Source organism: Streptomyces sp. NBC_00250 (assembly GCF_036192275.1).
Taxonomy (GTDB): domain Bacteria; phylum Actinomycetota; class Actinomycetes; order Streptomycetales; family Streptomycetaceae; genus Streptomyces.
The window spans coordinates 3432951-3457091 of record NZ_CP108088.1 but is presented as its reverse complement, the minus strand read 5'-3'; the positions used below and the strand labels follow the sequence as shown (position 1 = coordinate 3457091).

Below are 24141 nucleotides of genomic sequence, written 5' to 3'. Positions count from 1 at the left end.
TGCGACTCTATCGGTACGTCGACAAAATGAGCAGAGGGGCCCACGTATGAGCACGGACCCTTGATGCGACCATGGTGCGCGTGGCAGGTATGCGAGGCAGGCAGACGGTACGCGGGATGTTCCAGTCCCTCGGGGTGATCTTGGTCGCCGCGGGAGTGATGTATCTCTTCATCCCGCACGATGAGAGCGCGGATCCGGTCAAGGCGAAGGACTACCGGGTCGAGCTCCTGACGGCTCAGCGGGCGGCACCGTATCCGGTGCTGGCCCCCGAGGGCCTGGGCGAGGGCTGGAAGGCGACGGTCGTCTCGTACAAGCGCGAGAACGCCAATGCCTGGCAGCTCGGTTTCCTCTCGCCGGACACCCAGTACGTGGCGATCCACCAGTCGACGGCGGCGGCGGGCACCTTCGTGCCGGACGTCACCCACCGGGCGAAGAACACCGGGAAGACCGAGACGGTGGCGGGCCGGGTCTGGCAGCGCTGGGAGGGCCCGAAGTACGACGCGCTCGTCCGGACGGACGGCGGGGCGACGACGGTGGTGACCGGCACGGCCTCGTTCGAGCGGCTCGCCGAGATGGTGGGCTCGCTCCAGTCGAAGAAGGTCTGAGCCGAAGAAGGTCCGAGCCGAAGAAAGTCCGCGTCGAAGTAGGTCCGCGTCGAAGAAGGTCCGGGCGCGGACGACGGCGTACGGGAAAGGCCCCGCACTCAGGGAGTGCGGGGCCTTTCCGTGTGTTCTCTACGTCATCCCACTCAGACGGTGGTGACGACCTCGTCGTAGGCGAGGCGCGGGGAACGCGGGAACCAGGCGTCCTCGCCCGGCTTGCCGATGTTGACGACCATCAGCGGGGTGTGGTCGGCGTCCAGGAACTCCTTCTGGAGGCCGGCGAAGTCCAGACCGGTCATCGGGCCCGCGGCCAGGCCGGCGGCGCGGACGCCCACGATGAAGTACGCGGCCTGGAGGGCGGCGTTCAGGACGGCGGACTGCTCGCGGACCGGGCGCTCGGCGAAGAACATGTCCTTGGCCTGCGGGAAGTGCGGAAGCAGGGCCGGGAGCTCCTCGTGGAACTCGTTGTCGGCGGAGAGGATCGCGACGAGCGGGGCAGCGGCGGTCTTGGGCTGGTTGCCCTCGGCCATGTGCTTGACCAGGCGCTCACGGGCCTCGGGGGAGCGGACCAGGGTGATGCGCAGCGGGGTCTGGTTGAAGGCGGTCGGGCCGTACTTCACCAGGTCGTAGATCGCCTGGACCTGCTCGTCGGTCACCGGCTCGTCGGTGAACGTGTTGGCGGTGCGGGCCTCACGGAAAAGGAGATCCTGAGCGGCGGCGTCAAGGGCGAGAGACATGCTGCGTACCTTCCGGACTGCAAAAGGGGGGTCGCTCGTAGGGCTTCAAGCGATGTCCTCGACAGTACGCCGATGATTGGTGAAACTTCAACTAATCCATCCGGATAGTGATCCGCTTCACTTGGAAGTCTACATGCGGGGCGCTACGCGTCCCCGCCCTCCGTCTCCGCCTCCTCCTCCGCGGCGCGCTCCGCCGCGAGCGAGGCGTCGAGCCGGGCCCGCGCGCCCTCCAGCCGCCGCCGGCAGACCTTCGCCAGCTCCTCACCACGCTCCCAGAGCGCGAGGGACTCCTCCAGGGACGTCCCGCCCGCTTCGAGCCGCCGGACGACCTCGATCAGCTCGTCCCGCGCCTGCTCGTACCCGAGCGCCGCCTCGTCCGTACCCGTACTCGTTCCCGCTGCCATGTGCTGCTCCACCCTCCGTGTCCGGTTCTCTGTTCTCTCTCGACGCGCCCTGCCGGCGCCGTACTCAGGCCCGGTCCGCGTCGGCCACGCGCCGCACCGCGAACTCGCCCTCCGCGACCCGGGCCCGCAGCTCCTCGCCCTCCGCGACCTCCTCCGGGGAGCGGACCACGGTCCCGTCCGACCGCTGGAGCACCGCGTACCCCCGCTCCATCGTCGCGGCGGGCGACAGCGCCCGGACCCGCGCCCGCGTGTGCGACAGCTCGGAGTCCGCCCGGTCCAGGAGGTGCCCGAGGACCCGCCGGCTGCGGGCCAGCAGCGCCACGAGCTCGTCCTCGCGGACCTCGACCATGCGCTGCGGATGCTCCATGACGGGCCGGGCGAGCGTGTGCGCGAGGCCGCGCTCCTCCCGGTCGAGGAGGCCCCGTACGGTCCGCAGGGCCCGGTCCCGCAGGCCGCGCACCCGGTCCAGCTCCTCGCCGACGTCCGGGACGACCTTCTTGGCCGCGTCCGTCGGCGTCGAGGCGCGCAGGTCCGCCACCAGGTCGAGCAGGGGCGAGTCCGGTTCGTGCCCGATGGCCGAGACCACCGGCGTACGGCACTCGGCGACGGCCCGGACCAGCTGCTCGTCCGAGAACGGCAGCAGGTCCTCGACGCTGCCGCCGCCCCGGGCCACGATGATCACGTCGACGTCCTCGTGGGCGTCGAGCTCCTTGACCGCCTGGACGACCTGCGGAACGGCCTTCACGCCCTGCACCGCCACGTTCCGCACCTCGAAGGCGACGGCGGGCCAGCGCCGGCGCGCGTTCTCCAGGACGTCCCGCTCCGCCGCCGACGCGCGGCCGCAGACGAGCCCGATCCGGTGCGGCAGGAACGGCAGCGGCCTCTTCCGGTCGAGCGCGAAGAGCCCCTCGGCCGCCAGGCTCCGCTTCAGCTGCTCCAGGCGGGCGAGCAGCTCGCCGATCCCGACCGGCTTGATCTCCGCCGCCCGCAGCGACAGCTGCCCGCGCGGGGCGTACCACTCGGGCTTCGCCCGGACGACGACCCGGGCACCCTCGGACACGATGTCCGCGACGGCGTCGAAGACCTGCCGGTAGCAGGTGACGCCGATGGAGATGTCGTACGAGGGATCCCGCAGCGTCAGGAAGACGACCCCGGCGCCGGGGCGCCGGGACAGCTGCGTGATCTGCCCCTCGACCCAGATCGCCCCGAGCCGGTCGATCCACCCCCCGATCAGTCGGGAGACCTCACCGACGGGAAGCGGTGCTTCGGCGGACGTAGTCAGAGCCATGGACCGAGCGTAACCGCGCGGTACGACAACGTCAGGACCGCGCGGGACGCAGGACCGGGCGCTCGCGCGATGCCGGGGCCGGGCGCCCGCGCGATGCCGGGCCGGGCGCTCCGCGCGATGCCGGGCCGGGCGCCCCGCCCGACGTCGGACCGGGCGCGCCCGCCACGGCGACCTCAGCGCCCCGCGGGCGTCCGCGTCGTCCCCTGCACCGCCAGGACGATCAGGCCCACGCCCAGCCACACCACGCCCACCACCTGCGCCGCCACCGAGGCCTCCACGATGACCGCGATCAGGATCGCGGCCCCGACCACGGGCAGCAGGACATGCCTCAACCAGTGCGGCGGCCCCTCCGCCCGCTGCACCACGAACCAGCCCACCACGCTCGCGTGCAGCAGGACGAAGGCCGTCAGGGCGCCCACGTCGACCACCGACACCAGGTGGTCGAGGCCGTCGTCCCGCCGGGCCGCCCACACCGCCGCGATCATCGTCACCGTCGCCGACACCAGGAGCGCCACCCGCGGGACGCCCGAGTCGGTCCGGGCGAGCACGTGCGGCAGCCGCCGCTCGCGGCCCATCGCGAACAGCAGCCGACTACCGGCCGCCTGGCCCGCGAGCGCCGCGAAGGCCGCGCCGATCGCCTTCGAGACGGCCACGAGGTCGTGCAGCCAGCCGCCGACCGCACTCTCGACGGCGTCGTAGAAGGCCGAACCCTGCTTCCCCGGGTCGGCCGCGAGCTCGGCCGAGGAGACCGGTTCGAGCAGCGAGACCAGCCAGGTCTGCGCGATGAACAGGACGCCCGCGAGGGCCAGGCAGAACAACAGCGCCCGCGCCACCTTCGCCGAACCGCCGGTGACCTCCTCCGCGAAGGAGGCGATCGCGTCGAAGCCCAGGTAGGACAGGACGGCCACGGACACCGCGCCGATGACGGCGGTCAGCGAGAACGAGGCGTCACCGGTGAGCGGCGACCACCAGTCGCGCCGAGCCCCGTCCTGGGCGAGCGCCACGATCGCGGAGACGACGAAGACGAGCAGCACGACGATCTCCATCGCGAGCACCGCGAAGCCGACCCGGGCGGCCGCCCGTACGCCCCAGAGGTTGAGCAGGGTCGTGACGACGACGGCGATCCCGGTCCACACCCACCGGTCCACCTCCGGGACCAGCGCCTCCATCGCGATGCCGGCGAAGAGATAGGCGACGGCCGGGATCAGCAGGTAGTCGAGCATCGCCATCCAGCCGGCGATGAATCCCGGGCCTTCGCCGAGACCCTTGCGCGCGTACGTGAAGACGGAGCCGGCCTGCGGAGCGACCCGCACCATCTGCGCGTAACTGAACGCCGTGAACGCCATGGCGACCGTGGCCACGACGTACACGAGTGCGACCGCGCCGCCGGACTTCGCGTCGAGCGTGCCGAAGACGCCGACGGGCGCCATGGGGGCGATGAAGAGCAGTCCGTAGACGACCAGGTCTCGGAACCCGAGGTTCCGTCGGAGTCCCGTGTGTTCCGCGTCTTCCCCGTGCGCCGCCACCTGCGATTCCTCGGCCATGGCCACATTTTCGGCCACGGCACCGATCAAACCGCTCACCGACGCGGCCTTACGATGGGACGCATGACTGCAACGCCCGCGTCGACGCCCGATTCCGCCTCCGCGACGAACCGCCCGAAGCGTGTCCTGCTCGCCGCTCCCCGCGGCTACTGCGCGGGCGTGGACCGTGCCGTGATCGCGGTGGAGAAGGCCCTGGAGCAGTACGGCGCCCCGATCTACGTCCGGCACGAGATCGTCCACAACAAGTACGTCGTCCAGACCCTGGAGCGGAAGGGCGCCATCTTCGTCGACCAGGCGACCGAGGTGCCGCCGGGCAACATCGTGATGTTCTCCGCGCACGGTGTCGCCCCGACCGTCCACGAGGAGGCCCGCCAGGGCCGGCTCGCGACCATCGACGCCACCTGCCCGCTGGTCACCAAGGTCCACAAGGAAGCCGTCCGCTTCGCCAACGACGACTTCGACATCCTCCTCATCGGCCACGAGGGCCACGAGGAGGTCATCGGCACCTCCGGCGAGGCCCCCGACCACATCCAGCTGGTCGACGGCCCCGGCGACGTCGCCAAGATCGAGGTCCGCGACCCGTCCCGCGTCGTCTGGCTCTCCCAGACCACGCTCTCGGTCGACGAGACGATGGAGACGGTCGACGCGCTGAAGGAGAAGTTCCCGCAGCTGATCTCCCCGCCGTCCGACGACATCTGCTACGCCACGCAGAACCGCCAGATCGCGATCAAGGAGCTGGCCGGCCAGGCCGAGCTCGTCATCGTCGTCGGCTCGAAGAACTCCTCGAACTCGATCCGCATGGTCGAGGTCGCCAAGCAGGCCGGCGTCCCCGCCGCCTACCTGGTCGACTTCGCCAGCGAGATCGACGAGGCCTGGCTGGAGGGCGTCACCAGCGTCGGCCTCTCCTCCGGCGCCTCCGTCCCGGACATCCTGGTGCAGGAGGTCCTGGAGTGGCTCTCCGAGCGCGGTTACGCCGACGTGGAGATCGTCAAGACGGCCGACGAGTCCCTCACCTTCTCGCTGCCCAAGGAGCTCCGCAACAAGGACCTGCGGGCCGAGGCGGCGAAGCTGCTGGAGAAGGCAGCGGTCAAGGAGTAACTCCGTACGGAAGCCCTTACCGTGGGTTCCATGAACGTCTTCGGAGTGGACATCGGCGGCTCGGGCATCAAGGGCGCCCCCGTGGACCTGGAGCGCGGAGCGCTCACCGAGGAGCGCCACAAGGTACTGACCCCGCAGCCCGCCACACCCGACGGTGTGGCGGGCTGCGTCGCGGAGGTCGTGGAGCACTTCGGCTGGACCGGACCGGTGGGGGTGACCTTCCCGGGGGTGGTCACCGGCTCCACCATCCGTACGGCGGCGAACGTCGACAGATCATGGATCGGCGTGGACGCGGGCACCCTGCTGAGCGAGCGCCTGGGCGGCCTCCCGGTGACCGTCCTGAACGACGCCGACGCGGCCGGAATCGCGGAGATGGCCTTCGGCGCGGGCCGCGGCCGCAAGGGCACCGTGATCCTGCTGACCCTCGGCACGGGCATCGGCTCGGCCCTCTTCGTCGACGGCCGCCTCGTCCCGAACACGGAGCTCGGCCACCTGGAGCTCAAGGGCCACGACGCCGAGACCAGGGCGTCGACGAAGGCCAAGGAGGACGAGGACCTCAGCTGGGAACACTGGGCGACGCGCCGCCTGCGGAAGTACCTCGCGCACGTGGAGATGCTGTTCTCGCCGGAGCTGTTCATCATCGGCGGCGGGGTGAGCCGGAAGGCGGACAAGTTCCTTCCGCTGATCGAGGGCATCCGCGCGGAGATCGTCCCGGCGGAACTCCAGAACAACGCGGGGATCGTGGGGGCGGGGATGGCGGCGGGGGCGGCGTAGGGGGCGGGGGCGGCGTACGGAGAGTACGGAGCCCGGGGCGTACGGCTACGGGCTACGCGGCTACGGGCCACCGTCCACGCGTCTACGCGGCTACGGGGCTACGGGCTACCGTCCACGCGTCTACGGGCTACGCGACGGGGCGACGGCGGGCGGCGGCCCCACCCGGCCCACCGGCTCCACCCCGCCCACCCGGCGCCTCACCGGCCACGGAGGCGGTCCCGGCGGCTCCGGAGGCACCGGATCCACCGGACCGGGCGAGGTGCTGGCGCCGACCCATCTCCCGCACCTTCCGTACGCTCGCGATGAGCCCGGCGACGAGGGTTCCGCCGTACAACCAGCCGGCGTGCACGGCGAGGGCGGTCACGACGGCCATGGCCTGGCCGCCGAAACCGCCCGTGCCGCCCGCGATGGGGACGACGCCGACGGCGAAGGCGATGGGGACGCCGATGGGGGCGGTGACGAGGTCGGCGGTACGGACCCAGAGCGCGGTCAGGGCGCTGACGGGCAGGAACAGCAGCCCGTAGACGAGGGGGGAGCCGTCGAAGAGCAGCAGGTCGAGCAGGCCGAGCACCAGCATGACCGCGGAGGCGAAGAGCCCGGCGCCGAGCCCGGTGAGGCGGGGCGAGGGAAGCCGGCGAAGCGCGAGCACGACGGGCGGCACGGGGCGGCCGCCGGGCTTTCCGACCGCGGCTCCCGGGGCCCCGGCGCGCTGGACGCGCGCGACGCCGGGGCCCCGCCTGGTCCGGCCGGTCACGCGGTAGACGGCCGCACCCTCCACGAGCGCGGCCGGCGGTGTGACCGGCGGTGCGACGGGGGTGGTGACGGGCGTCGTGACGGGGGTTTGCGGCCGTCGGCGGCCTTGCGGCTGACTTGTCCTGTGCTGCTCCACTCCACCAACGTAGGTCGGGAAGGGGCGGGAACCGGGTCCGGGACACGCCCTTTGGGTGACCTTGCCCCCGAGAACGACCGAAGGTCGGCGTCACTGGCCGGTTCGGGCCGCCCGTAAACTGGGGGATCGGCCCCCCGTCCACACCTTCAGGAAGTCGCCACCGTGTCGCTCACGATCGGAATCGTCGGTCTGCCGAATGTCGGCAAGTCGACCCTGTTCAACGCCCTGACCAAGAACGACGTGCTGGCGGCCAACTACCCGTTCGCCACGATCGAGCCCAACGTCGGAGTCGTCGGCGTCCCCGACGCCCGGCTGACGAAGCTCGCGGAGATCTTCGGATCCCAGCGCATCCTCCCGGCGACGGTCGACTTCGTCGACATCGCGGGCATCGTGCGCGGCGCGAGCGAGGGCGAGGGCCTCGGCAACAAGTTCCTGGCGAACATCCGCGAGTCGGATGCGATCTGCCAGGTCATCCGCGCCTTCAAGGACGAGAACGTCGTGCACGTCGACGGCAAGGTCTCGCCGAAGGACGACATCGAGACGATCAACACGGAGCTGATCCTCGCGGACCTCCAGACGATCGAGAAGGTCCTGCCGCGCCTCCAGAAGGAGATGCGGATCAAGAAGGACACGGCGCCGAAGGTCGCCGCGGTCGAGGCGGCCCAGGCGATCCTGGAGCGCGGCGACACCCTCTTCTCGCAGGGCATCGTGCAGGGCACGGAGAAGACCGAGCTCCTCCACGACCTGCACCTCCTCACCACCAAGCCCTTCCTCTACGTCTTCAACGTGGACGAGGACGAGCTGACGGACGACGCGTTCAAGGCGGAGCAGAGCGCCCTGGTCGCCCCGGCGGAGGCGATCTTCCTGAACGCCAAGCTGGAGCAGGACCTGGCCGAGCTGGACGAGGAGGACGCCATGGAGCTCCTCCAGTCCGTCGGCGCCGAGGAGCCCGGCCTGGCGATCCTCGCCCGCGTCGGCTTCGCGACCCTGGGCCTCCAGACCTACCTGACGGCCGGCCCCAAGGAATCCCGCGCCTGGACGATCAAGCAGGGCGCGACGGCCCCCGAGGCGGCCGGTGTCATCCACACCGACTTCCAGAAGGGCTTCATCAAGGCCGAGGTCATCTCCTTCGCCGACCTCGTGGAAACGGGCTCGGTAGCCGACGCCCGCGCGGCCGGCAAGGCCCGCATGGAGGGCAAGGAGTACGTCATGCAGGACGGCGACGTGGTGGAGTTCCGCTTCAACGTGTAATCGTCTCATTACTGCACGTTAGATGATTTCGTCAAATCTGCAGGTCAGAAGGGGTCGGACTCTGGTGAGTCCGACCCCTTCTGCATTCCCGTGCTGACTTGGTGCCGACTTTCAGCTGCTTCGGGGCGGCGTGAGCTTGTCGAGGTCCAGGCTGACCGCGAAGGGCACCGGGCGTTGCAGGGTGCCCCGGAAGATCCCGGCGGGGGCGTAGGCGCCGGTGGGTTCGTCGAGCTCGTAGACGTGGACGACGGGCGCCCCGTCCTCGTCCTCGATGCACCAGTAGTGCGGGATGCCGGCCTCCGCGTACTTGCGGAGTTTTACTGTGCGATCGCGATGGGCGGACTCGGGTGAGACGACCTCGACGACGAGCTGGACATCCTCCGGTGCGAACCAGGTGCGGTCACCGTCGAAGTCGGCCGTCGTCACCAGCAGATCCGGTTCGGGACGGTTGCGCGGGTCGAGCTTGATGGTCATCTCGCGGCCGACTCTGGTGTCGGCGGGTACCTGTTCCATGAGTGCGACCGTGAGCATGGTGACGAGGTGGCCGTGCCACCACCTCTGGGGCGACATCATGAAGACGAGGGCTCCGTCGATCAGCTCGGTGTGGCGGGGTGCCTCGGGGAGGCGGTCGAGGTCCTCCGCGAACCAGCCTTCCGCGCGCGGCGGGCGCATCCAGTCGGGCAGTGCGGTCATGGCTTCACGGTAGCGGCTGTGGCCACGTCAGGTGAGGTGCTCTTGGGCGTCTGGTTCTCACGCTTTGCCGACTGCAGCAAAAGCCGCTGACGAGGGACTGGAGCTCCGACCAGGTTCGCGTCATGGACGCTGTCGAGCAGGCGAGGCGTGCGGAGTTCTTGTGCCGCGAAGGCGATCTCAGCTGCCTATGACGAGACGGTCGCGCTCGTCGATGATCCGGTTGATCTCGCGCTCTTCACACTCCTGGTGCTTGGGCAGCACCTCGAAGGCCAGCCAAGTCCGCTGTGATCGACGAGAGCGGCTTCGGGGGTGCGGGGCTGTCAACGCCCGGCGTTCACCCTGGAGGCGTGGGCGTGACCCGGCGGGTGGCGGAGCGCAGTGCGAAGGCCATCACCACTTCGAATACGCCGAGCAGGACGAGCCAAAGTCCCAACAGTCGCGTCAGCGCGACCGCGGAGTCCACCGGGAAGGCGAGCACGACGATTCCGGCGACGGCGCCGAGGGTGCCCAGGCCGAAGCGCAGGCCGCGATGCACGAGCGTGCGGTCGGCGATCGCCACGTATGCCGTGAGCACTCCGGTCAGCAGCCAGAACACCCCGACGATCAGGGACAGCGCGGCGATGGTCTGCATCGGATGACGCAGCACCAGGACGCCCGCCAGGAACGCCAGCACGGCGAGCAGGACGCCCGCCAGCCTGCTGCCGGACCGGTCGCTGCTGTGCGAGAAGGCCGCGACGAAACGGAAGCCACCCGCCACCAGGAGCTGCAGACCGATGATCACGGCCAGGACGTGCAACGTCTCGTCGGGCCAGACGAGCACCAGGATGCCTGGGATCAGGGTCGCAAGGGCGATGCCGAGTGCCCAGTGCCATGAGCTTCCGAGCTGCTTGAGGGTGTCCTCGGGGTCGCTGGGCGTGTACTGCGGTGCCGCGTCGGGGGAATCGGTCATCACGGCCTCCTGGGCTAGCCGAACGGCCCGCGGGGGCACCTTGAAGCCGCCGGACATGCCTTGTGATTTTTAGGCTATTTTAGGTCGTTATGGTGTTGTTTGCTGATTCGGTGGGTGCCTCCACGCGATGAAGGTCGAGGGCGGGGTGCCGGGACTCCTTCAGGGCCCCTGGTCGCTGTCGGCCGAGGGTCGCGGCGAAGGCGTCGCTGCTGAGCCGCGCAGTCACGGGGACGGAATACGACGGTCGGCCCGTGGTTGATCACGTACGGGGCGCTGCGACCCGGCAGGGCCGTCGAACGAGGGGGATCCGATGTCGTACCCGGAGTATCCGGAGCAGGTCTACCACCGCGAGGAGGGAGAGGTCAGTGCGGTCTTCCGGACCGTGGACACCCCGCCCGAGTTCGGTGTCGCGGGCAAGGACGCGATTCACTATCTGGCCACCAAGGCCTCCACGCAGGGCGAGTTCGGGCTCTACCGGGTGGAGATGAGTGCGAAGGCGGGCGGGCCCAAGACGCACTTCCACAAGACGATCTCGGAGTCGTTCTTCGTGCTCGACGGCACGGTCCGGCTGTTCGACGGCGAGGGCTGGGTCGACGCGAGGAAGGGCGACTTCCTGTACGTGCCACAGGGCGGCCTGCACGCCTTCCGCAACGACTCGGACGCGCCCGCCGAGATGCTGATGATCTTCGCGCCCGGTGCTGCCCGCGAGGAGTACTTCGAGGGACTTGCCGCCATGGCGGACGCCACCGACGAGGAGCGCGCCGAGTTCTTCGTACGGCACGACTCCTATTTCGTGGAGTAGTGGAGTAGGCCAGCAGTGGAGTAGGACGGTCCGTTCCGGGGCCCGCCCGCTTCGGCGGGCATACTTTCAGCCGGAATCTTTGTGGTGGAGGTGTGGGGTGTGAAGCTTGCCGAGGCGTTGGTGTTGCGGGCGGATGCCGCTCGGCGGGTCGAGCAGTTGCGGGCTCGGGTGGTCGGCAGCGCTCGGTATCAGGAGGGGGAGGAGCCTGCCGAGGACGCGGCCGCCCTGCTGGCCGAGTCCGACGAGGTCCTGGGGGAGCTGGAGGGGTTGATCCGGCGGATCAACCGGACCAACGCCCAGGCCGTCGTCGAGGGCGGGGGCACGCTCACCGACGCGCTGGCGCGGCGCGATGTGCTGCGGCTGCGGCACTCCGTCGTCACGTCGGCCGCCGACGCCGCCGCCGGGCGGGACCAGCACGGCATGGTGCGGCAGCTGCGGTCCGAGCTGAAGATGCTGTCGGCGTTTCCCGTGGCGCCCCTGCGGGCGCAGGCCGACGTGCTGGCGCGGGAGATCCGTGAGGTCGACATGCTGATCCAGCGGTCGAACTGGGAGGTCGACCTGCTGGACTGAGCGAGTCGCTCGACGTGGAGCAGGTAGTCGTCCCGAAGGCGTGCACAAGCCGAGGACCGGCGGTCGATCCGGTCCACTGTGGTGCGTGGGGAGCAGCGCAGGGGTTCGATTCCCCTTTTACACAGCCGCTCAGCACAGCGCACAGGTAACGGTGCACAACGCACAGTTCATCACCATGTGCAGATTCGGACGACGAGGGCGGGATCGGGGATCTCCACGTCGCTTTCGACCCCTCCACCCCACGTATCCTCGACTGCTGGGGAAATGGGGGAGACGGATCGCGGAGGTGTACTGGTGGAGTTCCGGCTGCTCGGCTCCGTTGCGCTGGTGACGGAGGACGGTGACGTAGCCCTGGGGCCCGCCAAACGGTCCAGTCTGCTGGTCATGCTCCTCCTGCGGCCCAACAGTGCCGTGAACGTCGCTCAGTTGATCGACGCGCTGTGGGAGGAAGAGCCGCCCACCCATGCCAAGACCGTCCTGCAAGGGCACGTCTCGCGGCTTCGGGCGCTGCTCGCCGAGCACGGGGCCGAGGCGTACGGGGTCGAGCTGGCCACCCAGGGTTCGGCGTACGTACTGCGGATGCCGGAGTCGCTCGTGGACGCGCACCGGTTCGAGGAACTCGTGGCGCTCGCCGGGGTGCAGCGGAGGCCCGCCGACGCCGTGCGGATGCTGCGGGAGGCCCTGTCGTACTGGCAGGGGCCCGCGCTCACCGGGACCGTGCACAGCCGGCCGCTCGAAGCCGCCGCCGGGGGCCTTGAGGAGCTGCGGCTCGCCTCCGTCGAGTCGCTCGCGGAGGCGTACGGGGAGCTCGGCGAGCACGCCAGGGCCGCCGCCGTGCTGCGGACCGAGGCCGTCGCGCACCCCCTGCGGGAGTCCCTCGCCGCCGCGCTGATGCTGGCGCTCGGCCGCTCGGGACGGCAGTCGGACGCGATCGACTGGTACCACCGCACCCGGCGGCTGCTCGCCGAGGAGCTGGGCGTCGACCCCGGTGAGACGCTCAGCGAGGCGTACGCGACACTGCTCCGCGCCGGCGAGCCCGTCGCCGTGGCCCGCCCGGTCGTTCCGGTCCCGGTCGCCGCGCCGGAGGGGCTGCCGCGCGCCCCGCGCGGTTTCACCGGGCGAGGGGCCGAGCTGGCCGCCCTCGACCGGGCCGTACGAGGGGGTGAGGGGCCCGTCTGCCTGGTCACCGGGCCCGCCGGCGTCGGCAAGACGGCCTTCGCCGTGCACTGGGCGTACGAGCGCCGCTCCGACTTCCCCGACGGACGGCTCTTCGCCGACCTGCGCGGTTTCAGCGACACCCCGGCGCCCGAGACCGCCGCCGTCCTGCGCGAGTTCCTGCTCGCGCTCGGTGTGCAGCCGCAGCGGATCCCCGAGGCCGTCGAGGCGCGCGGCGCCCTGTTCCGGTCCCTGACCGCCGACCGCCGGCTGCTCGTCGTCCTCGACAACGCCCGCTCCTCCGAGCAGGTCAGGCCCCTGCTGCCCGGCGGCGACCACTGCACGACCCTGGTCACCAGCCGAGACCGGCTCGGTGGCCTCATCGCCTCCGACGCGGCCCGGCCGGTGCCGCTCGGCCACCTTCCCCCGGCCGCTTCGGCCGCCCTGCTCACCACCGTCCTCGGCGAGACGCGGGTCGCCGCCGAACCCGCCGCCGCCGCACGGCTCGCCGGGCTCTGCGACGGACTGCCGCTCGCGCTGCGGGTCACGGCGGCCCGGCTCGCCGAGCGCCCGCAGTGGACGCTCGACGCGATGGTCGGCGAGCTCGCCGACGAGCAGGGCCGGCTGATGCTGCTCGACGTCGAGGACCGGGGCGTCTCCGCCGCGCTGCGCCTCACCGTGCAGCAGTTGCCCGAGTCCGCGGCCCGGCTCTTCCGCGCGATCGGTCTGCACACCGGCTCGGACCTGGACCGGTTCGCGGCCGGAGCGCTCGTCGGCACGTCCCCCACCCAGGCCTCCGCCGACCTGGACCGGCTCGCCGCCGCCCATCTGCTCACCGAGTCCGTCCCCGGCCGCTGGATGCCGCACGACCTTGTCCGCCTCTACGCCCGCCATATCGCCCCCGGGGCCGATCCCGAGGGCCTGCCCCGTCTCCTCGACCACTACCTCTACACGGGGCTCGCGGCCGACGCCGCCGCCGAGCCGGGCTCACAGCCCTGCTACTCGCTGCCCGCCGACCTCCGCCGGCCCGCCGCGACCCGCGAGTTCGAGGACCGTACGGCGGCCCTCGACTGGTACGTGGCCGAACGCGCCGCCCTGGAAGGGGCGGTCGCCGCCGCGGCCGCCCTCGGCCTGCACGACCGGGCCTGGCGACTCGCCCTGGTGCAGTGGCCGCTGATGCTCATGCGGATCGGGGACGGCTGGACGCCGCTCCTGGAGGCAGGGCTCGCCTCGGCCGAGCACATGGGCGACTTCGACGCGCAGTCGCGGACGAGGGCGCTGCTCGGCTGGATCCTGCACGAGGAGGGCCGGGACGCCGAGGCGCTCGTCCATCTGGAGAAGGCGCCTGGCCTGGCCGCCCGGGCCGGCGACACCATCAGCGAGGCGATCGCCTACGTCAACCACGCGGCCGTGCTGGACGCGACCGGGGAGCACGAGCGGGCCGGGCTGCTCATGCTCCACGCCGTCTCGCTCGCCGACCGGACGGAGCATCCGTCCACCCAGGTGCTCACCCTCCATCACCTGGCGGGGCACTGCATGAAGGCGGGGGACTATCACGCGGCGCTCGCGCACACCCTTCGCGCCGGGGAACTGGTCGCACCCGACGCGGTGGTCGTCCAGGCCCAGCTGCAGATCGTCCGGGGTGAGGCGCTGGCGGGTATAGGTCGCGTCGAAGAGGCGGCTGACCAGCTGGAACGCGCGATCGTGGCGTCCGAGGCGGCCGGTTTCACCGAGGGGTCGGCGCGGGCGGCGGCGGGACTTTCGCGCCTGTCAGCGAATCGTTAGCGGTACGCAAGCGGGACGGCAGCGCCAGGCCGGAAGCTGGATACAGCACCGACCGAACACATACGGGGGAGAACCACCATGCGTACCCACCACAAGTCCAGCGTCCTGGCCGCCGCCGCCATCGCCGCCCTCTCGCTCGGCCTGACCGCCTGCGGCGGCACGGACACCGGAGCCAAGGACGCGGGGAGCGCGAGCGCCTCCCAGCAGAGCTCCGGGAACGCCTCCGCGGGCAGCACCGACAAGGGGACCGCCGCCGCCGGCGAGGCCGACCAGACCGCGGCCAAGAGCGGCTCCGGCTCCACCGGCGGCTCGACGGCGACCGGCGGCACGTCCGGCGGCACCGGCACGAAGGGGTCGACGACCGGCGCATCGACCGGCGGCAAGTCCTCCGCCGAGGCGCCCGCCTGTGCCTACGGCGACATCAAGGTCACGGCGGCCAAGGCCGACGAGGTGCCGACCGAGCACATCGTCCTCACCGCCACCAACACCTCCGGCAGCGCCTGCACCCTGCTCCAGTACCCGCTGATCGCCTTCGGCCCGATCCAGACGGCCAAGGACGTCCCGGCCGTCGCCAAGAGCAAGCCGGCCGCCCCGATCGTCGTGAAGCCGGGCGCGCCCGCGTACGCCAACGTGCGGATCGCGCTCGGCGGCACCCACGAGGACAACAAGGTCGTGAAGACCTTCAATGTGAACCTCTTCGCCCCCGAGGGCCCGGCCGAGGGCAGCATCGTCGTCCAGGCCCCCGCGGGCGGCCTGGCCGTCGACGAGGCCGCCGCGAAGACGGGCTACTGGACGTACGAGCTCCGCAACGGCGCCGACGAGTTCTGAGCCGCGGTCACACCGCCAGGCCCGTCTTCGCCCCCGCCCCGCACAGCGGCACCACCGTGAGGCCGGGGCGTGGCGGGGCCGCCTGGACCGCGGCCCAGCAGGCCACACCGGTGGATTCGACGAAGAGGCCACGGCGGGCGAGGTCCCGCTGGGCGGTGCGGATCTGGTCCTCCGTCACCGTCAGGAACGTGCCGCCCGTCGCCCGTACCGCGCGCAGGACCTGGTGGGCGCGGGGCGGGGCCGGGATCGCGATGCCCTCGGCGAGGGTGGGCCGGACGGGGACGGCCTCGCCCAGCTCCTCCGCGCCCGCGTGGAAGGCCGCCGCCAGCGGGGAGACGGCCTCCGCCTGGACGGCGACGAGGGCGGGGCGGTTGTCCGTGAGCCCGTGGCGGTGCAGCTCGTCGAGGGCGAGGGCGGCGCCGAGGAGCAGGGTGCCGTTGCCCACCGGGACGACGATCGTGTCGGGGAGGCGCCCGCCGAGCTCCTCCCACAGCTCGTAGACGTAGGTCTTGGTGCCGTGCAGGAAGTACGGGTTGTACACGTGCGAGGCGTAGAAGGTGCCGGGCTCGTCGGCGGCCGCCCGCGCGGCGCGGGCCGTGGCCTCGCGGTCGCCGGGGACCTCGACGACCCGGGCCCCGTGTGCCCGGATCTGCTCCAGCTTCTTCGGGGAGGTGCCCTCGGGCACGTACACGAGGCAGTCGAGTCCGGCCCGCGCTCCGTACGCGGCGATCGCCGTGCCCGCGTTCCCGCTGCTGTCGGCGACGACCCGGTCGAGGCCGCCGGTCCGTGCGAGACGCAGGGCGTGGGCGGCGAGCATCACCGCGCCGCGGTCCTTGAAGGACAGGGTCGGCATGAGGAAGTCCAGCTTGGCCGAAACCGACCCCGATTCCCCTTCCTTGAGGGGGACCAGGGGCGTGCGGCCCTCCCCGAGCGTCACCTCCGGCGCGTACGGCATCGGCGGCAGCGCCTCCTCGTAACGCCACAACGAATTTCGTCGTGACGCGAGTGACGGGAGGGAAACCGGCCCACTCGCGAACTCCAGGTCCCAGGGGCCACGGCACTTCGGACAACACCAGGTGAGGGTGTCCGTGGGCGAGTGAACCTGGCAGCGGGGGCACACGTAGGCGGTCATGAAGATCAGCATGTCATCTGTGTGGCGCGGGTGTTGCAGGCTGTCGAGAGCCCTTGTGAGATTCCTATGGATCAGTCAATCTTTCGCTCGGCAGCCGGATGTGCGAGGCGGTGTGAAGCCACGTTGTCTTGTCATGTCCCTGCTAATCCCCCACAGCGACGCACCACCAATGAGGAGGACCCCTCACATGTCAGTGATGCGTGAATCACGACGTCGAATCGCCACCGCCGCGGCGATAGCCGTCACCGCCCTCACCCTCGGCACCCTCTCCGCCCTCCCGGCCGCCGCCTCACCGGCCGCCCCGGAGGGTGTCATCGAGAACGCGGGAGCCGAAGGCACGATCGCGGGCAGCTACATCGTCACCCTCGACGAGTCGGCGCAGGCGGAGACCGCCAAGGGCCGGGCCGTAGCGGCCAAGTTCGGCGCGAAGATCAAGCGGACGTACACCTCGGCGCTCAACGGCTACTCCGTCGAGCTCTCCGAGGCGCAGGCGAGGAAGCTCGCGGCCGACCCCGCCGTGGCCTCCGTCGTCCAGAACCGCGTCTTCCACGTCGACGGCACGCAGCCCTCCCCGCCGTCCTGGGGCCTGGACCGGATCGACCAGAAGGCCCTTCCGCTGAACCAGAGTTACACCTACCCGGACACCGCCGGCCAGGGCGTGACGGCGTACATCATCGACACCGGTGTGCGGATCTCGCACAGCGACTTCGGCGGCCGGGCCTTCAACGGCTACGACGCCATCGACAACGACAACGTCGCCCAGGACGGCCACGGCCACGGCACCCACGTCGCCGGTACGGTCGCGGGCACGTCGTACGGCGTCGCGAAGAAGGCGAAGATCGTCGGCGTCCGCGTCCTCGACAACTCCGGCTCCGGCACGACCGAGCAGGTCGTCGCGGGCATCGACTGGGTCACGCAGAACGCCGTCAAGCCGGCCGTCGCCAACATGAGCCTCGGTGGTGGCGTCGACTCCGCCCTCGACGCGGCCGTGCGCAACTCGATCGCCTCCGGCGTCACCTACGGCGTCGCCGCCGGCAACGACAGCTCCAACGCCTCCAACTACTCGCCGGCGCGGGTCTCCGAGGCCATCACGGTCGGCTCCACGACCAGCACCGACGCCCGCTCCAGCTTCTCCAACTACGGCACCGTCCTGGACATCTTCGCCCCGGGCTCCTCCATCACCTCGGCGTGGAACTCCAGCGACTCCGCCACCAACACCATCTCCGGTACGTCCATGGCCACCCCGCACGTCGTGGGCGCCGCGGCCGTCTACCTCGCCGGCAACCCGACGGCGACCCCGGCCCAGGTCTCCACGGCCCTGACGACCGCCGCCACCCCGAACGTCGTCACCAACCCCGGCAGCGGCTCCCCGAACCGGCTGCTCTACGTCGGCGGCGGCACCACCACCCCGCCCACCGGCCCGAAGTTCGAGAACACCGCCGACTTCGCCATCGCCGACAACGCGACCGTCGAGTCCCCGGTCACCGTCAGCGGCGTCACGGGCAACGCCCCCGCCGCCCTCCAGGTGCCCGTGAACATCGTCCACACCTACATCGGTGACCTCCAGGTCCAGCTGATCGCCCCCGACGGTTCGGCGTACACCCTGAAGGGCTTCGGCACCGGCGGCAGCTCGGACAACATCAACACCACCTACACCGTGAACGCCTCCTCGGAGGTCGCCAACGGCACGTGGAAGCTCCGGGTCACGGACAACGCGTCCGTCGACACGGGCAAGATCGACTCCTGGGCCCTGCAGTTCTGAGCCCGACGGATCATGAGTGATGAGGGTCGGTCGCCCGCGGGCGACCGACCCTTCCGTCATACGCCCCGGGTACGATGCGCGCCGATCATTTGTTCGTGCCGTTCGCCCCGGACAGGAGCACCGTACCCGTGGAGCCGACCCCGCCGACCCCGCCGCCCCCCTCCCCCCAGGGGGGCCCGCAGCAGGGCGGATGGCCCGCCCCGGGGCCGTACACCTCGCCGGGGATGCCGTACCCGACCGGCCCCCGGGCCGTCCCGTACGGGCAGCCTCGGCGCACCACCAACGGGCTCGCCGTCGGCTCCCTCGTCTCCGGCATCGTCTGCTGCCTGCCGCCGCTCGGTCTGATCCTGGGCCTCGTCGCCCTTCCGCAGATCAAGAAGCGGGACCAGGCGGGCCAAGGGCTCGCGATCGCGGGCATCGTCCTCTCCGCCCTCAGCTGCCTGCTGCTCGTGATCGGCCTCGCCACCGGCGGCTTCACCTCCGCCTGGAGCGGCTTCAAGAAGGGCATGGACGAGGCGTCCCGCTCGAAGTCGGCGTTCTCCCTGAAGACCGGTCAGTGCTTCAGCGTCGACGGCGAGCTGGAGGAGTACACGTCGGACGTCACGGTCGTCGACTGCGCCCGCCCCCACGAGGGCGAGGTGACCGGCGGATTCAAGGTCACCGGTTTCGCCGAGTGGCCCGGCGAGGACGCGATCGACAAGATCGCGGAGAAGCGATGCGAGGCCGTCAACGCCACGTACGCGATGGACACCTGGGCCGTTCCCGGTGACGTGTGGCTGTTCTACTACCTGCCGAGCAGCCAGAGCTGGCGAGTCGGCGACCGCACGGTGACCTGCACGTTCGCCACCGAGAAGCGGCCCTTCAGCGGGTCCGTGCGCTCCGACGCGAGCACCCTGGACGCCCACCAGCAGCACTTCCTGAAGACGGTCAACCCGATCGAGACCGTCATGTACCGCGAGCCGGACGACGACCCGGACGAGGACTTCGCCGCCAACAAGGCGTGGGCCATGGAGCTGCTTTCGACGTTCGACGCGGCTTACGCGGGGCTCGGGAAGCACTCCTGGCCGGCCGGCTCCACCGCCGCCGTCACCACCCTCCGCAAGGAGCTCGGGGTGTCCTCGAAGCAGTGGCTCAAGCTGGCGACGGCCGCCGACGCGGCGGCCTACTGGGAGGCCTATGACGAGGCCTGGGACTCCGTCCCCGACAGCGCGGCCGCACGGACCGCGCTCGGCCTGACCGGCACCGCGCCGGAGGGCCCGAGCACCTCGGCCTGAGACCCCGCCCGCGCGGGTTACGAGAACGGGGCCGGGTCTCCCTAGGGAGGCCCGGCCCCGTCGTGTGCGGACCGTGCGATGGGCCGGGAAGCGGCGGCCCGTGACCGACCGCCGCTTCCGGCACCCACCGCGAGCGGCGGGGCCGGTCCGCGGTTCAGGGCCCCCGGCCGCCGAGCGGGCGGCCGGAGGCGTCTTGTGGGGGTGTCAGCGCCTGGTCAGACCCCGGTCGATGGCGGTGATCAGTTCACCGTCCGGGGTGTCCCCGTCGAGGGACCAGACCATCGCGCCGCCGAGCCCGTTCTGCCGGACGTAGGACGCCTTCGTGCGCAGCACGGTCGGGTCGTCGTACGTCCACAGCGTGGTGCCGTCGAAGAGCCAGGCGTGGCCGTTGCGGTATCCCCGGTGCAGCTTGTACGTCCCCGAATTCGCCAGCACCTTCAGGAACTTGTAGTCCTCCGAGCCGGCCGTCCAGGTCGCCGGGGCGGGGCCGGTCGCAGGCTGCCCGAGGCCGTCGCCGCCGCCGGTGACGCCGGTCCAGCCCTGGCCGTAGAACGGCATGCCGACCACGAGCTTGTGGGCGGGGGCTCCGCGCCGCAGCCAGGCGTCGACGGTCTGGTCGACGCTGAAGTCGTTCTTGGCGAAGAGCGCGGACTGCTGGGCGGTGGTCTTCTCGCCGGAGACGTGGAAGTCGTAGCCCTGAAGGTTCACGAAGTCGAAGTCCCGCATGATCTTGGCGACTTCGAAGCCCGCGTCGATCTTGGCGGGCGCGGTGGGCACGTACGCGCTGAGCTCGTAGTGCTTGCGCTTCTTCAGCGAGCGCCCGTACGTGTCGAGCTGGGTGCGGAACTCCCTTACCAGCTTGGTGAAGTTGGGCTTGTCCTCGGGGCGGATCCCGTTCCCGGGGTTGCCCTCGGAGCCCGGCCACTCCCAGTCCAGGTCGACGCCGTCGAAGAGCCCCGAGGCGGCTCCGGCGCCACCCCGGGCGCCGTCGACGGGCAGGTTGCCCTTGATGTACGTGTCGATGCAGGAGGCGACCAGGGTCTTGCGTCCGGCCTCGGTGCGCACCGCGTCGGAGAAGTGCGCCGAGCCGCTCCAGCCGCCCAGCGAGATCATGACCTTGAGGCCGGGGTTCGCGGCCTTCAGCTCGCGCAGCTCGTTGAAGTTTCCGGCCAGCCGCTGGTCGGCGGTGTCACCGACGCCGTCCACCGAGGTGGCGGCGTCGACGGGGCGCACGTAGTCCGCCCACGGGTCGGAGCCGGGCGCGTTGCCCATGAGGCACTTGCCGTCCGAACCGACCACGCCGAAGGCGTAGTTGATGTGGCTGAGCTTGGCGGCGGTGCCGCTCGTCTCCAGGTCCTTGACCTGGAAGTTCCGTCCGTAGATGCCCCATTGGGTGAAGTAGCCGATGCGCTTCAGCTCGGGCTTGTGCCCGGAGGGCTGGTGCGCGTCGGCGGTGGGGGCCAGGGTGGCGAGGAGACCGAGAGTGGCCGCGGCGGCGGCGCCGAAGGTCAGCTTGGTCATGGCTCTGGGGCGCATGGGCTCGTTCCTGTGCGAGGCGGGATGGAGCGTGCGGATGGAGCGTGCGAAGGCTGCGCGCAGAGGGAGCGCATAGAGGGAGCGCATAGAGGGAGCGCGCGAAGGGGGGACTGCGGAGGGGGCTGCGGAGGGAGTCTTCGGAGGGCGTGCACGCAGGAACGTATTGGTCTGTACCAATGCAGGTCAAGGGGTTCGACGCGATCTCGCCCCGGCCTACCCGGGGTGACCGTGGGTAGCAAGAGGTGTGATCTCGACGTCATCACTTCGAGTGAAACTTTGGCCCATGCTTGCGGATCGCGACCGTCGGTTGCCAGTCTGTAGCTGTAAGTCAACCTGAGGGGAGTGTCCAGTGACGTTCGGTGAGCAGCCCGCCTATCTGCGCGTGGCGAGCGATCTGCGGGAGAAGATCGCGAACGGCTCGCTTCCGCCGCATACCCGTCTCCCCTCGCAGGCACGCATCCGCGAGGAGTACGGGGTGTCGGACACCGTCGCGCTGGAGGCCCGCAAGGTACTCATGGCCGAGGGGCTCGTGGAGGGGCGCTCGGGCTCGGGCACCTATGTGCGGGAGCGCCCGGTGCCGCGCAGGATCGCCCGCTCCGGCTATCGCCCGGCGGCCGGGGCCAGCCCCTTCCGGCAGGAGCAGGCGGCCGAAGGGGCGCGGGGCACCTGGGAGTCGGGCAGTGAGCAGGAGGCCGCGAGCGGCGAGGTGGCCGAGCGGCTCGGCATCGAGCCGGGGGAGCGTGTGATGCGAACGCGGTACGTGTACCGGGACGGGGGCGAGCCCATGATGGTCGCCACCTCCTGGGAGCCGCTCGCCGTCACCGGCCGGACCCCGGTGATGCTGCCCGAGGAGGGTCCGCTGGGCGGCTGCGGTGTCGTCGAGCGGATGGCGGCCATCGACGTGGTCGTGGACAACGTGGTGGAGGAGGTCGGCGCCCGGCCGGGCCTCGCCGAGGAGCTCCTGGCGCTCGGCGGGGTGCCGGGCCATGTGGTGATGGTCGTGGAGCGCACGTACTACGCGTCGGGACGGGCCGTCGAAACAGCGGACGTCGTCGTCCCGGCCGACCGCTACCGCCTCTCGTACCACTTGCCGGTGCGGTGACGTCTTGGCCGTGAGGCTTCGAGGGCGGGTCTTCGGGGGCGGGTCTTCGGAGGCGGGCGGTCGACGGTGAGTGCCGGCGGTGAGGGCCTGCGGTGATTGCCGACGACGAGGGGGTGACGGTGGGGTGGGGTGGCCGACCGTTCGGCGGGCCCTGCTGTTTGGACTGCCTGACCACGAGTTGACGGGGCGTCGACTCGCGTAACCGCCCGGCAGCCGTGTGCCGCCGCCGTCCGAGCGCGACCGGCTCTTGTCCTCCTCGTCCGTACCCGCGAGCCGGTCGGACGACAGAAACCGTCATGGCGAACACGGTCACCACCCCCACCCCGGAGCCGGGTGGGGCCCTTCCCGGGCCCATGACGTGCCGGGGGAGGTCGCGCCGACGCGCGGCGCCCCCTGCCGCGGCTGCGCCAAGCCGACCGCCGCCGCAGCTGCGCCAAGCCGGTCCTCGACGGCAGCCGCGGGGGGTGTTCGCTGCGCTTGCCCCGCACGGTCGGCCCGCCCCTGTGCCCGTGCCGACCGTTCCCGGGTGGTCCCCGGGGTGTGGCCTTCGGCCTCCCTCCATCGGTTCCCGGCCGATCCGTATCTCTTTGTGTAATTACGTATCCGCTGTGTGAAGGTCAGGCGTAAGCTCCGGCATATGCGGATTGAGGTTTCCCGGAGATCCTTAGCGGCCCCCGGACCGGCGGAGGGAGAAGCCTGATGGCCGAGAGCGGCCCCGTCCTCACCTGGCTCGTCATTCGGCAGGACGACAACGGCAACCGCTATCGGGTGGGGCGGTATGCGACCGAGGACGAAGCGCAGAAGATCGCGGACAGCCTCGACGACCGCGGTCACAAGCAGCTCTACTGGGTCGAGCGCATCGGTACCCCCGCCCTCTGAGCCCGGCGGGCGCCGGCGGCGCCGGGCTACGCTCGCGCCCATGACGGAACGCACCACCGACCCCGCCACGCCCCACGAGCCCGTCGTGGTCGTCGTCGCGGGCGCCCTGTACGACCGGGGGCGGCTGCTCGCGGCCCGCCGCAGCGCCCCCGTCGAGCTCGCCGGTCGCTGGGAACTGCCCGGCGGCAAGCTCGAACCGGGGGAGAGCCCCGAAGAGGCACTGGTCCGAGAGCTGCGCGAGGAGCTCGGCGTCGAGGTCGAGCCGGGCGAGCGCATCCCCGGCGAATGGCCGCTGAAGCCCGGATATGTCCTCCGGGTGTGGACCGCCCGGCTGCTCTCGGGTGAACCGCGCCCCCTGGAGGACCACGACGCACTGCGCTGGCTCGCCCGGTCCGAGCTGGACTCGGTCGACTGGCTCGACCAGGACCGCCCGGCCGTCGCCGAGGCCGCCCGGAGGCTCCCTGCGGCACCGGGAACCGGAGCGCGCGACTGAGTTTCTACGCCGTTCGTGCCACCGTGCGCCCGCTGCTGCGCCCAGCGCGATATCTCGCCCCAAATATCGGGTATGTCCTGATTGACCCGTAGAAAGAGGACGTGGGCCTTCCTGCTGACGCACGGCTGGGGAAGTGATCGGGTGTGATCGACACCGACGGCGACCGCGCCGAGTGGAACTTCCCGGCGGAGGCGAACGCCGTGCGCACGGCTCGGCACGCCGTGCGCGAAACCCTGAGGGCCTGGGAACTCGACTCGGCCCTCGGTGATGTGACCGTCCTGCTGGTCAGCGAGCTGGTGACCAACTCCCTGCGATACGCGTCCGGGCCGATCGGAGTGCGGCTCGTCCGGCCCCGGTTCGACGGCTCGGACCCCGCCCACCAGCCCGCGCTGCTCGTGGAGGTTTCGGATCCGCTTCCGGATCCGCCCACCGAGCGCGCCCCCGGACCCGAGGACGAAGGGGGCCGCGGACTCGGTCTCGTGGCCTGTTCCGCACGCCGCTGGGGCACCCGTAAGGGAAGGACAGGCAAAACCGTATGGTTCGAGCTGGCTCTCCCTGGTGAGTAAACAGGGTGGGACAACGATCACCGGTACT

General features: G+C 71.1%; 23 protein-coding genes. 14 read left to right on the top strand and 9 right to left on the bottom strand.

The window, feature by feature from the left end:
- The first annotated feature begins 71 nt into the window (after nucleotides 1-71).
- On the top strand, nucleotides 72-605 hold the full coding sequence (locus OG259_RS15300; RefSeq protein WP_328942775.1) for a DUF4245 domain-containing protein: 534 nt from the start codon (nucleotides 72-74) through the stop codon (nucleotides 603-605).
- A 143-nt stretch (nucleotides 606-748) separates the two neighbouring features.
- Here OG259_RS15300 and OG259_RS15295 read toward each other — a convergent pair whose 3' ends face one another.
- From OG259_RS15295 to OG259_RS15280, 4 genes are all read right to left on the bottom strand, one after another.
- Nucleotides 749-1339, bottom strand: a complete 591-nt coding sequence (locus tag OG259_RS15295) for a malonic semialdehyde reductase (protein ID WP_328942774.1) — start codon at nucleotides 1337-1339, stop codon at nucleotides 749-751.
- 143 nt (nucleotides 1340-1482) lie between these two features.
- Complete coding sequence (locus OG259_RS15290; RefSeq protein WP_328942773.1) at nucleotides 1483-1743, bottom strand: exodeoxyribonuclease VII small subunit; 261 nt, start codon at nucleotides 1741-1743, stop codon at nucleotides 1483-1485.
- Nucleotides 1744-1807: 64 nt separating this feature from the next.
- A complete protein-coding gene (gene xseA / locus OG259_RS15285; protein WP_328942772.1) occupies nucleotides 1808-3031 on the bottom strand; it encodes an exodeoxyribonuclease VII large subunit in 1224 nt (407 codons plus the stop codon).
- A 173-nt stretch (nucleotides 3032-3204) separates the two neighbouring features.
- Nucleotides 3205-4575, bottom strand: coding sequence for an APC family permease (locus tag OG259_RS15280; protein WP_328942771.1), 1371 nt, complete (start codon nucleotides 4573-4575; stop codon nucleotides 3205-3207).
- A gap of 54 nt (nucleotides 4576-4629) precedes the next feature.
- Between OG259_RS15280 and OG259_RS15275 the strand changes: the two genes are divergently transcribed.
- Both OG259_RS15275 and ppgK read left to right on the top strand, forming a co-directional pair.
- Nucleotides 4630-5673: a 4-hydroxy-3-methylbut-2-enyl diphosphate reductase gene (locus OG259_RS15275; protein ID WP_443051970.1), complete on the top strand. Its 1044-nt coding sequence runs from the start codon at nucleotides 4630-4632 to the stop codon at nucleotides 5671-5673.
- A 30-nt stretch (nucleotides 5674-5703) separates the two neighbouring features.
- Complete coding sequence (gene ppgK / locus OG259_RS15270) at nucleotides 5704-6447, top strand: polyphosphate--glucose phosphotransferase (RefSeq protein ID WP_328942770.1); 744 nt, start codon at nucleotides 5704-5706, stop codon at nucleotides 6445-6447.
- 127 nt (nucleotides 6448-6574) lie between these two features.
- Here ppgK and OG259_RS15265 read toward each other — a convergent pair whose 3' ends face one another.
- On the bottom strand, nucleotides 6575-7108 hold the full coding sequence (locus OG259_RS15265; RefSeq protein ID WP_328947093.1) for a DUF6542 domain-containing protein: 534 nt from the start codon (nucleotides 7106-7108) through the stop codon (nucleotides 6575-6577).
- Between the two features lie 390 nt (nucleotides 7109-7498).
- Between OG259_RS15265 and ychF the strand changes: the two genes are divergently transcribed.
- Nucleotides 7499-8587: a redox-regulated ATPase YchF gene (ychF, locus tag OG259_RS15260; RefSeq protein WP_328942769.1), complete on the top strand. Its 1089-nt coding sequence runs from the start codon at nucleotides 7499-7501 to the stop codon at nucleotides 8585-8587.
- 111 nt (nucleotides 8588-8698) lie between these two features.
- On the opposite strand, the gene OG259_RS15255 is transcribed toward ychF, so the two are convergent.
- Nucleotides 8699-9280, bottom strand: coding sequence for a Uma2 family endonuclease (locus OG259_RS15255; RefSeq protein ID WP_328942768.1), 582 nt, complete (start codon nucleotides 9278-9280; stop codon nucleotides 8699-8701).
- A 334-nt stretch (nucleotides 9281-9614) separates the two neighbouring features.
- Entirely contained in the window at nucleotides 9615-10229 is a 615-nt protein-coding gene (locus OG259_RS15250) for an HdeD family acid-resistance protein (RefSeq protein WP_328942767.1), read from the bottom strand.
- Nucleotides 10230-10539: 310 nt separating this feature from the next.
- Here OG259_RS15250 and OG259_RS15245 point away from each other — a divergent pair, with 310 nt between their 5' ends.
- The 4 genes from OG259_RS15245 to OG259_RS15230 all read left to right on the top strand — a co-directional run bounded on the left by OG259_RS15245 (nucleotide 10540) and on the right by OG259_RS15230 (nucleotide 15369).
- Nucleotides 10540-11031: a cupin domain-containing protein gene (locus OG259_RS15245; protein WP_328942766.1), complete on the top strand. Its 492-nt coding sequence runs from the start codon at nucleotides 10540-10542 to the stop codon at nucleotides 11029-11031.
- A 99-nt stretch (nucleotides 11032-11130) separates the two neighbouring features.
- Entirely contained in the window at nucleotides 11131-11601 is a 471-nt protein-coding gene (locus OG259_RS15240; RefSeq protein ID WP_328942765.1) for a DIP1984 family protein, read from the top strand.
- 294 nt (nucleotides 11602-11895) lie between these two features.
- Nucleotides 11896-14541 (top strand): AfsR/SARP family transcriptional regulator, encoded by a 2646-nt coding sequence (locus OG259_RS15235; protein ID WP_328942764.1) that lies wholly within the window; start codon nucleotides 11896-11898, stop codon nucleotides 14539-14541.
- 78 nt (nucleotides 14542-14619) lie between these two features.
- The gene (locus tag OG259_RS15230; protein WP_328942763.1) at nucleotides 14620-15369 is read left to right on the top strand and encodes a DUF4232 domain-containing protein; all 750 of its coding nucleotides are present in this window, start codon (nucleotides 14620-14622) and stop codon (nucleotides 15367-15369) included.
- A gap of 7 nt (nucleotides 15370-15376) precedes the next feature.
- Here OG259_RS15230 and OG259_RS15225 read toward each other — a convergent pair whose 3' ends face one another.
- The gene (locus OG259_RS15225) at nucleotides 15377-16513 is read right to left on the bottom strand and encodes a threonine synthase (RefSeq protein WP_328942762.1); all 1137 of its coding nucleotides are present in this window, start codon (nucleotides 16511-16513) and stop codon (nucleotides 15377-15379) included.
- Between the two features lie 175 nt (nucleotides 16514-16688).
- Here OG259_RS15225 and OG259_RS15220 point away from each other — a divergent pair, with 175 nt between their 5' ends.
- Both OG259_RS15220 and OG259_RS15215 read left to right on the top strand, forming a co-directional pair.
- Nucleotides 16689-18263, top strand: a complete 1575-nt coding sequence (locus tag OG259_RS15220) for a S8 family peptidase (RefSeq protein ID WP_328942761.1) — start codon at nucleotides 16689-16691, stop codon at nucleotides 18261-18263.
- A gap of 224 nt (nucleotides 18264-18487) precedes the next feature.
- Entirely contained in the window at nucleotides 18488-19537 is a 1050-nt protein-coding gene (locus OG259_RS15215; RefSeq protein WP_328942760.1) for a DUF4190 domain-containing protein, read from the top strand.
- 204 nt (nucleotides 19538-19741) lie between these two features.
- On the opposite strand, the gene OG259_RS15210 is transcribed toward OG259_RS15215, so the two are convergent.
- Nucleotides 19742-21073, bottom strand: a complete 1332-nt coding sequence (locus tag OG259_RS15210; protein ID WP_328942759.1) for a glycoside hydrolase family 18 protein — start codon at nucleotides 21071-21073, stop codon at nucleotides 19742-19744.
- A 349-nt stretch (nucleotides 21074-21422) separates the two neighbouring features.
- On the opposite strand from OG259_RS15210, the gene OG259_RS15205 reads away from it, so the two are divergent.
- From OG259_RS15205 to OG259_RS15190, 4 genes are all read left to right on the top strand, one after another.
- Entirely contained in the window at nucleotides 21423-22175 is a 753-nt protein-coding gene (locus OG259_RS15205; RefSeq protein ID WP_328942758.1) for a GntR family transcriptional regulator, read from the top strand.
- A gap of 699 nt (nucleotides 22176-22874) precedes the next feature.
- Complete coding sequence (locus OG259_RS15200) at nucleotides 22875-23054, top strand: SPOR domain-containing protein (RefSeq protein WP_266896175.1); 180 nt, start codon at nucleotides 22875-22877, stop codon at nucleotides 23052-23054.
- 40 nt (nucleotides 23055-23094) lie between these two features.
- Nucleotides 23095-23547, top strand: a complete 453-nt coding sequence (locus OG259_RS15195; protein ID WP_328942757.1) for a (deoxy)nucleoside triphosphate pyrophosphohydrolase — start codon at nucleotides 23095-23097, stop codon at nucleotides 23545-23547.
- Between the two features lie 143 nt (nucleotides 23548-23690).
- Nucleotides 23691-24113 (top strand): ATP-binding protein, encoded by a 423-nt coding sequence (locus OG259_RS15190; RefSeq protein ID WP_328942756.1) that lies wholly within the window; start codon nucleotides 23691-23693, stop codon nucleotides 24111-24113.
- Nucleotides 24114-24141: the final 28 nt, after the last annotated feature.